Source organism: Streptomyces sp. NPDC054863 (assembly GCF_053610825.1).
Genome location: NZ_JBSGZD010000314.1, coordinates 1 through 9,063 on the forward strand (window position 1 = coordinate 1; position 9,063 = coordinate 9,063).

At 72.8% G+C, this 9,063-nt stretch carries 7 protein-coding genes; 5 read left to right on the plus strand and 2 right to left on the minus strand.

Going from position 1 to position 9,063, the window contains the following annotated elements; all coding sequences use genetic code 11:
* Positions 1–116: 116 nt before the first annotated feature.
* A complete protein-coding gene (locus ACWGIG_RS33380) occupies positions 117–1,004 on the minus strand; it encodes a catalase (RefSeq protein WP_453325437.1) in 888 nt (295 codons plus the stop codon).
* A 117-nt stretch (positions 1,005–1,121) separates the two neighbouring features.
* On the opposite strand from ACWGIG_RS33380, the gene ACWGIG_RS33385 reads away from it, so the two are divergent.
* The 5 genes from ACWGIG_RS33385 to ACWGIG_RS33405 all read left to right on the plus strand — a co-directional run bounded on the left by ACWGIG_RS33385 (position 1,122) and on the right by ACWGIG_RS33405 (position 8,184).
* Positions 1,122–3,860, plus strand: a complete 2,739-nt coding sequence (locus tag ACWGIG_RS33385) for an AAA family ATPase (protein WP_453325438.1) — start codon at positions 1,122–1,124, stop codon at positions 3,858–3,860.
* A gap of 134 nt (positions 3,861–3,994) precedes the next feature.
* A complete protein-coding gene (locus ACWGIG_RS33390) occupies positions 3,995–5,521 on the plus strand; it encodes a GMC family oxidoreductase (RefSeq protein WP_453325439.1) in 1,527 nt (508 codons plus the stop codon).
* Between the two features lie 48 nt (positions 5,522–5,569).
* Complete coding sequence (locus tag ACWGIG_RS33395) at positions 5,570–6,994, plus strand: aldehyde dehydrogenase family protein (protein WP_453325440.1); 1,425 nt, start codon at positions 5,570–5,572, stop codon at positions 6,992–6,994.
* Positions 6,995–7,063: 69 nt separating this feature from the next.
* A complete protein-coding gene (locus ACWGIG_RS33400; RefSeq protein ID WP_453325441.1) occupies positions 7,064–7,699 on the plus strand; it encodes an antibiotic biosynthesis monooxygenase in 636 nt (211 codons plus the stop codon).
* Complete coding sequence (locus ACWGIG_RS33405; RefSeq protein WP_453325442.1) at positions 7,696–8,184, plus strand: nuclear transport factor 2 family protein; 489 nt, start codon at positions 7,696–7,698, stop codon at positions 8,182–8,184. The genes ACWGIG_RS33400 and ACWGIG_RS33405 overlap by 4 nt, the downstream gene beginning before the upstream one ends.
* Before the next feature lie 38 nt (positions 8,185–8,222).
* On the opposite strand, the gene ACWGIG_RS33410 is transcribed toward ACWGIG_RS33405, so the two are convergent.
* Positions 8,223–9,063: glycoside hydrolase family 16 protein (locus ACWGIG_RS33410; protein ID WP_453325443.1), on the minus strand; the 841-nt coding region annotated here is incomplete at its 5' end.

A 9,063-nucleotide genomic window follows, 5' to 3' on the forward strand; every position in this document is an offset into this window, starting at 1 on the left:
CGGCAGTCCCGGCCGGGGCCGGCGTCGTCGCACGGACGACGACATGCCGGTGCCGGGGACCACGGCTGTGGTCCCCGGCAGGAGGGCGTGGTGACGTACCCGCACAGCCGCTCGTCTCAGCCGCGGCGTCGCCGTGCCGCCGCGTACACCCTGCTGCGGTCGGCCGCCAGCCGGTCCAGCGGGGATCCGATGCCCTCCGGCAGGCGCAGGACGTCGAAGTCGGGCTCCACGGAAGGCGTTTCGGCGCGGTGCAGGACGAGGGTGCCCAGCTCCACCGTCCGGTCCGACGACCACAGGCCGGTCGGGTCGTGCACCTCGTCCCGCGCTCCGGGCAGGTGGGCCACGAGAGAGAAGCGGGCGGGCAGCTCGGCGGGCAGCCCCAGACGGAGATAGCCCTGCGGCCGGGCCCGGGCGTCCTGTGCCGCGATCGGCCCGGCGGGCCGCCGGGGCCGCCAGCTCAGCCGCGCCCAGTTGACCGCACCCGTCGCGTCGGTCAGGCCGAACGCGTGCACCGAGTGGTAGGTCAGGCCGGTGAATCCCGCCGCCGGACGGGCCTGCTGGGCGAGCCCCATGGCGGTGGCCGCCTCCGGGTGGCGCTCCAGGAAGGCGGGCATCGCTGCGGGGTCCGGGGAATTCGCCGCCCGGAGGAACTCGACCATGTGCGCGCCGGTACGTACGAAGAAGACCGGCAGCGTGAACATCACGAGGTCCAGACCGCCGATCCGGACCGCGAAGCCGTGGTCGCCCGGATCGCCGTCGTGCCCGTCCGCTCCGCCGAGCGTGCTGGAGAACCGGGCGGTGGCCGGAACGCCGGGCCCGGTCCGGGAGCCGTTCCCGGAGAAGAGCGCGGCGCTGCTCAGCCCCGCGGCCTCGGCCGACGGCATGAACTCACCCGCCGCCCACGCGCCCCGGGCGTGCAGGAGCCGGTCACCGGTGCCGGCGCCGGTCGCCGCGGCCACCTGTTCCACGAGCTGAGTGCCGCTTTCGAAAGAAGTGCTGGTCATGGCGGTGACATTAGGGAGCCCGGCCGCTCCCGCGCATCGGTCGCCGTATCGGTCGGATCCGCCGGATCCCGGAATCAGGGCGAAGGCGAGATCCCCTAGGGTAAAAGGGAAATGGTCTTGTACGGGCGGTATCAGGAAAAGAATGAGCTCGACCGGGTCCTCGAAGGGGCACGTTCGGGCAAGGGGGCGGCACTGGTGCTCTGGGGCGACCCGGGCATCGGCAAGACCGCATTGCTGGAGTACGCGGCCGAGGGCGCCGCGGACTTCGCCGTGCTCGGCTGTCGGGGCAGCCGGATGGAAACGGGACTCGCCTTCGCCGCCCTGCACGGACTGCTGTGGCCCCTGGCGGACCGGATCGACATGCTGCCGCCGCCGCAGGCCGCCGCCCTGCACGCGGCGCTCGGCCACAGCGGAGACGTGCGGGACCGGTTCCTCATCGGCGTCGCCACCCTCACCCTGCTCACCGAACTCGCCACCGAAAAGCCCCTGTTGATCACGGTGGACGATGCGGACTGGCTCGACGAACCGACTGCCGAGTGCCTCGCGTTCGTCGCCCGGCGGCTGCACGGCGAACCGGTGGCACTGCTGCTCACCGGACACACCGACCCGTCCGCCTGCGGCCCCTGGGAAGGACTGCGGTCGCTGGCCGTTCCCCCGCTGACCGATCCGGAGGCGGCCGAGTACCTCCGCTCCGAGGTGCCGGAAGCGGACGAGGAGACCGTGCGCCGCACCGTACGGGTCGCCTCGGGGAACCCTCTCGCCCTGCGCGAACTCCCCACCCTGATTCCGGCCCTGCCCGCCGCCCCGGCCCACGCTCCGGGGGACCGGCTGCCCGTCGGACCCCGACTGCGCCGCGCCTTCGGCGCCCGTACGGCCAGGCTCTCACCCGCCGCACGCACCCTGCTGCTGGTGGTGGCGGCGGAGGACCGCGGCGATGCGGGCCTCCTGCGCGAGGCGGCGAGAGCGGTCGGAGCCGGGGCGGCGGCCTGGGACGAGGTGACGCGGTCGGGACTGCTCACCGTCCAGGACAACAGCATCCGGTTCCGTGCGCCGCTGATCGGGGCCGTCGTCTACGAGGAGGCCGGGTTCGCCGAACGCCAGGGGGCACACCGGGCGTTGGCGCAGGCGCTCCGTACGAACGGGGTCGAGGGAGGACTGCGGGCCTGGCACCTGGCGGCTGCCGCCGACGACAGCGACGAAGAGGTGGCCGCACTTCTCGAACGCAGCGCGCGCACCGACCGGTCCCGCGGTGGCTTCGCCTCCGCCGCACGCGCCCTGAGCCGGGCGGCCGAACTCTCCCCGGGTCCCGTGGACGCGGCCCGACGCCTCGCCCTCGGGGCCCGGGCCGCCTGGGAGTGCGGCCGGGTCGCCACGGCCGGCGACCTGCTCGACCAGGCGGCCCGGCTGGTGTCCGAGTCCGAGGTCGCCGAGGACAGCGGAGGCCTGCGCGGCATCATCGAGTTCGCCCATGGCGACCAGGAACGCGCCCACCGGCTGCTGCTCCGCCACACCCATGCGGTGTCCGACCGGGCCCTGGCCGTGGAACTGGCCTGCCTGGCCGTCCGGGCCGGCTGGTCGGCCGGCTCTCCCGAGCGGCAGGCCTCGGCACTGTGCCGGGTGGCCGAACTGACGGCGGACGCGGGCGTACCCGAAGCGGCCCTGCTCCCCACGCTGACCCAGTGGTGGGGCGGCGAAGAGGTCACCGAGCCGATGGCGGCCGAGGAGACGATCACCCGGCTCGGGGCGGCGTCCTGGCGGCTGATGCCGCCCGCCCCGCTCGCCGTGGCGTGGGGTGTCGAACGGGCGCTGACCGAGGCGTTCCGCCGCAAGGCGGAGGACCTGAGACGGACGGACGCGACGAGCGCCCTGGTACTGGCCGTACCGCAGACCGTCACCATCGACATCATGGGCGGACGCTGGGCCGAGGCCACCGCGAACGCCTCCGAGACGCTGAAACTCGCCGAAGAGATCGGCGCCGGCCACGCGGCCTCGCAGTGCCGCAACTCCCTGGCCTGGCTGGCCGCACTGCGCGGCGACGAGGAGCAGGCCGCCGCACTCACCGCCCAGACACTGGAATTGTCGGTTCCGCGCGGGGTCAGGGCGCTGAGCGCCGCCGCCTACTGGCACCGGGCCACGGCGGTCCTGTTCGCCGGACGTCCGCAGGACGCCCTCGACGACCTGCTGCGCCTGGCCGAACCCGGCCACCGGGCGGCCCACGCCACCTTCGCGCTGCTTGCCGCCGCCGACACGGTGGAAGCGGCCGTCCGCGCGGGCCGGCCGGAGGCCGGTGAACCCGCCCTGCGGACGCTGCGCGCCTGGGCGGACCGCACCGGCGCGGCCTGGGCGGTGGCGGCGGCCCACCAGAGCACGGCGCTGCTGGTCGCCGACCGGGCGGAGGAGGAGTTCCAGTACGCCTTGGACGTGCCCGGCGCGGCGGACCGGCCGTTCGCCCACGCCCGCACCCGACTGCTGTACGGGGAATGGCTGCGACGCGCCCGACGGCGTACCGACGCACGCGTACAACTCGCCGAGGCGGCCGACACCTTCCGTCGTCTCGGTGCCACTCCGCTGTGCGAACGAGCCCTGAACGAACAGGAACTGACGGGCCAGCAGATTCGCCGCGACACCGCCCGCGACGACGCGGCGCTCACCCCGCAGGAGCTGCGCGTCGCCCGGCTGGCGGCCGGCGGCCTGACCAACCGGGAGATCGCCGCCCAACTCCTCATCAGCCCCCGCACGGTCGGCCACCACCTCTCCCACGTGTTCCCGAAGCTGGGAATCGTCGCACGCGGGGAACTGGCCCGCGTGGACTTCGACAACGGGATGCGGCTGCTGGTCCAGGCGAGGGCCGGGTGACCTGGGCACCGTCCGCGGGCGCGGCGCATCGTGCCTGGTCATGACCGATGCGGTGACCGATGCGCTCCCGCCGGGATCTTCCTAACGTCGTCCCTGTCCGGCTGACCGGCCGGCGGACGACCCAGGAGTTCCCCATGCACGCCCACACCGCTTCCTCCCCCCTCGACACCTTCGACACCCTCGTCGTCGGCGGCGGCTCGGCCGGAGCCGTCCTCGCCGCCCGCCTCACCGAGAACCCCGGGCGCACCGTGCTCCTGCTGGAAGCCGGACCGGCCTACGCTCCCCACGACTACCCCGAGTCCGTAGCCTCCAGCAGCGTCCTGGGCGGCTGGACCGGCCACGACTGGGGCTACCGCTCGGAGGCCGGCTTCATCGGCCACCCGGTGGACGCCTTCCGCGGCAAGGTGCTGGGCGGCTCGTCCGCCGTCAACGGCTCGGTGGCGGTCCGCGCCCTGCCCTCCGATTTCGCCCGCTGGTCGGAGCGGGGGCTCAAGGGCTGGTCGTACGAGGACCTGCTGCCCGCGTTCAAGACGCTGGAGTCCACCACGGCGGGCGACGACGCACTGCACGGCCGTACCGGACCGCTGCCGGTCACCCAGCTCGGCCGGGACGACATCTCCCCCATGCAGCGCGCCTTCGTGGACGCGTCCCTCGCCGACGGGATCCCGGCCGTCGACGACTTCAACGCCGCGGACCCCCAGGGCGTCGGCCCGTACCCGATGAACGTCCGCGACGGAGTCCGGGTCAACACCGCCATGGCCTACCTGACCGAAACCGTGCGGGCCCGCCCCAACCTGACCGTCCGCGCCGAATCCCTGGTGGACCGCGTCCTGTTCGAGGGCACACGGGCCGTAGGAGTGCTGCTGGCCGACGGGACCGAGGTACGGGCGGACGAGGTGATCCTCTCAGCGGGTGCGTACGGCAGCGCCGCCGCCCTGCTGCGCTCCGGCATCGGCCCGGCCGACGACCTCGCCGCCCTGGACATCCCCGTCGTCGCCGACCTCCCCGTGGGCCTGCGCCTCCAGGACCACCCCTTCTACTACCACGCGTACGCCGCCGACCCCGAGCGCATCGGCGAGCAGAGTCCCGTCATCGGCGCGAAGGTATGGACCGCGAGCTCCGCCGCCGACGCGGGCGAACTCGACCTGCACATCACCGCCACCCACCTCTTCGACCACACCACCAGCCCCACCGGCGTCGGCTTCGTCCTCGCGGTCGCCCTGGTACGACCCCAATCGCAGGGCACGCTGACACTCGCCAGCCGTGACCCCGAGGACGCCCCGCGCATCGACCTCAATTTCCTCGCCGAGCCGGACGACCGCCACCGTCTGATCGAGGGCGTCAGGCTCGCCCGCAGGCTCGGCGCCACCCAGCCGCTGGCGGGCCTCGTCCACAGCGAGCTCAACCCCGGCCCGCAGGCGCAGAGCGACGCCGAGATCGAGGCTTCGATGCTCGCCACCCTCGACACGTACCACCACCCGACCTCCACCGCCCCGATGGGTGCGGACGACGACCCGACGGCGGTCACCGACCGGCTCGGCGCGGTGCGCGGGGTGAGCGGACTGCGGGTGGTCGACGCGTCGCTCTTCCCCGACGTCCCGTCGGCGGCCACCAATCTCACGGTCATCGCCGCGGCCGAACACATCGCCCGCCAGATCTGATCGCCCTCCCCGTACCCGCCCCACCCTCCTCCCGCCCAAGGACATTTCATGACGCAGCACGCCCGCAACTACATCAACGGCCGGTGGATCGACTCCGCCCGCCACACCGCATCCCTCAGCCCCTCCACCGGTGAAGTCCTCGGCACCTTCGCCGACGCCGGCGTCGAGGAGGCGACCTCGGCGATCGCCGCCGCCCGCGAAGCCTTCGAGAGCACCCCGTGGGCCCGCGACCGCAACCTGCGCGCCAAGGCCCTGTTCGAGATGGCCGACCACCTGGAGGAGCGCAGGGACGCATTCATCACCCTGCTGGCCCGCGAGAACGGCAAGGTCCTCGGTGAGGCCGCCTTCGAGATCGACCTCACCATTCCCAAACTGCGCTACTACGCCGCGCTCGCCCTCAGCGACCACGGCAGCGCGGGCGAGGTCCGCCCCGGCCTCTACTCCATGACGCTGCGCGAGGCGGCGGGTGTCGCCGGAGTCATTGCGCCGTGGAACTCCCCGGTGGTCCTGGCCGTACGTTCCTTCGCCCCGGCCCTGGCCGCAGGCTGCACCGTCGTACTGAAGCTGCCCGGGCAGACCGGCCTGGTCAACGGCCTGCTCAGTGAGCTCGTCGCGCAGACCGAGAGCCTCCCGGCCGGTGTCATGAACGTCTTCACCGAGTCCGGCAACGACGGCGCCCCGCTCCTGGTCTCCTCCCCGGACGTGGACGTCGTCAGCTACACCGGCTCGACCGCGGTCGGCCGCATGATCATGGCGAACGCCGCTCCCACCCTGAAGCCGCTCTCCCTGGAACTCGGCGGCAAAAGCCCGATGCTGGTCTTCGACGACGCCGATCTGGACGCCGTCGTACCTGTCCTCACCCAGGCCGTCACCACCTTCACCGGCCAGTTCTGCATGACCGGCAGCCGCATCCTGGTGCAGCGCGGCATCGCCGACGAGCTGCGCCGCCGGATGGTCGCCTCGCTCGAAGCGGTCAAGGTCGGCCCCGGTGACGACCCGGCCAGTGAGATGGGTCCGATGATCGACGAGCGCAACGCCCGGCGCGTCGAGGGCGTCGTCACCGACGCCGCGGGCTACGCGAAGGTTCTCGTACGGGGCAAGCGCGACGGCGCCTTCCTGTCGCCCTCGCTGGTCGAGGTCGAGGACCTGGACGCACCGATCGTGCAGCAGGAGGTCTTCGGTCCTGTCGCCACCTTCGAGGTCTTCGACACCGAGGACGAGGCCGTCACCCGCGCCAACGCCACCGAGTTCGGCCTGGCCGCCTCGATCTGGACGCGCGATGTCGACCGGCCGCTGCGCATCCAGCGCGAGATCAAGGCGGGCACGGTCTGGACCAACACCTGGGCCGTCGTGCACGACATGTTCGAGGAGGGCGGCTTCAAGCAGAGCGGCATGGGCCGGCTCAACGGCGTGCGCGGCCTGGAGGAGTTCCAGGAGACCAAGCACTTCGTGCACGCGGCGCCGCGCGCCTGACACCGGGGCGGGGGACGGCCCGCTCCACCACCCCGCCCCCCGTACGAACAACCCCACCAGGAGCCCCCGTTGACCACCCCCGCCCACACCACCGTCCGCACCGCTCGCGGTGACACGGCGCTGATCGCCGCCCGCACGGTCGACCCGGGTCACGAGGAGTCGTTCCAGGAATGGGCCCGGGGCGTCCTGGCAGCAGCGGCCACCCTCCCCGGCAACCTGGGCGGCGGCCTCTTCCACCCGGCCGACGACGATGCCCCGTGGATCGTCGTGCACCGCTTCCGGGACGGGGAAGCGCTACGGGACTGGCTCGAATCGCCGCAGCGGGCCGCGTGCTTCGCCCACTTCGAAGGGCACCGCCACCACGAGGTCGCCCGCCGCGAACTCACCGGACTGGAAACCTGGTTCACCGCCCCGGGCGGCCCGGCGCCCGTCCCGCCGCGCTGGAAGATGGCGGCGAGTTCCGCCCTCGGGATCTTCCCGGTCTCCCTGCTCGGCAGTGCGTACCTCATGCCCCACCTGACCGCGTTGCCGCAGGTGGCGCGGACCGCGGTCTTCGCCGGGCTGTTCAGCGTGCTGATGACGTACGTCTCCATGCCCGTCGTCACCCGCGTACTGCGCCGGTGGCTCACTCCCCTCGACCGGCGCCCTCCGGGCCCACCGCGCCCTGAAACCCTGACCCACCGACCCGAAGGACAGCAGAAATGACCGAGCAGACCCCCCTCACCGCCCTGGACAGGTTCGAGATATTCGAGCAACTCGTCCTGCACCAGCGCTGCATCGACAACGACCCGAGCCGCGCGTCCGTCGACAAGTACCTCGCCCTGTACTGGCCGGAAGCCACCTTCACCGTCCACGACCTGCGTACCCGGACCTTCACCGGAGAAGAAGGCCTGAAGAGCCTCTACGACTACGCGCACAGCGTGTTCCCGATGGAGAAGTGGTTCCACGAGGTCGGCTGGTTCGAGATCGACGGCGCGGGCGACACGGCCACCGCGTCCTGGCGCTGGCGCGTCAACTGGAAGGAAGGCAACGAGGGAGTGGTGTCGAGCGGCACCTACCAGGACCGCTTCGAACGGCGTGCGGGCATCTGGAAGGTGATCGACCGGGTCTCCGACATCGACCCCAACTGGCCGGCTCCACTGTTCCAGCCGTACGTCGACCGGCAGGACGAGCTGTTCAAGGCATCCTGACCCCAGGCCGGGCAGCACCTGGCGACGCGCTACGGCCGTCAGCCGCGTTTCTCCGCGCGCGGCCGGACCGCCGCCCCCTCACGGGCCGACACGGTCACGTGGTCGATCCTCATCGGGTGGCCGGGTTCGGTGGCCGGACCGGGTGACGCGCCGTCCTGGCGCGGGAGTGCGCCGCCGACGGCCACATTGAGGATCAGGAACACCCCGTGGTCCACCGCCCGCTTCCAGGTCCCGGGGTCCATCCGCCGCGCGGCCACCCGGTGGTACACCCGGCCGTCCAGGTACCAGCGCACCTCCTCCGCGCCGGGGGAACGGTCGATCTCCACGGCGTACGAGTGGAAGGCCGTGCGGCAGTCGGGGCACGGCTGGGGGGCGGAGCTCAGACCGGCCGGTTCCTCGCAGGGGCCGCCCCGCAGGACGCCGCAGTGCATGGTGCCGAACACGGTGTCCCGCCCGTTGACGGACTCCATGACGTCCAGCTCCCCGATGCCGGGCCAGCCGGTGTACCCGTTGCGCAGCGGAGCCCCCAGCGTCCAGAACGCGGGCCAGTACCCCGCAGCTCCGGCCCCCGTCACGTCCGGCAGGGCGATCGACGCCTCGATCCGCAGGGTTCCGCCGGGCGGCGCGGCGAAGTCGTCGCGCCGGGTCTCGATGCGGCCCGAACTCCACCTGCCGTTCTTCCTGGTCGGGACGATCTCCAGCGCGCCCCTGCCGTCCAGACGGACGTTGTCGGTCGAGTCGGTCATCGTCTCGATCTCGCCGGTGCCCCACTGCGGGGCGGGGCAGCCGGGATAGCAGGTGCCGACGTCGTGGAGCCAGGTGGCGGGTGACGGGCGGCTGCCCGCGGGTCCTTCGAAGTCGTCGCGCAGCAGCCGGGTC

Coding starts and splice junctions, on each gene's coding strand:
- ACWGIG_RS33405 (WP_453325442.1), top strand. CDS start 7,696: ATGACCGAGCAGACCCCCCTCACCGCCCTGGACAGGTTCGAGATATTC.
- ACWGIG_RS33390 (WP_453325439.1), top strand. CDS start 3,995: ATGCACGCCCACACCGCTTCCTCCCCCCTCGACACCTTCGACACCCTC.
- ACWGIG_RS33395 (WP_453325440.1), top strand. CDS start 5,570: ATGACGCAGCACGCCCGCAACTACATCAACGGCCGGTGGATCGACTCC.
- ACWGIG_RS33380 (WP_453325437.1), bottom strand. CDS start 1,004: ATGACCAGCACTTCTTTCGAAAGCGGCACTCAGCTCGTGGAACAGGTG.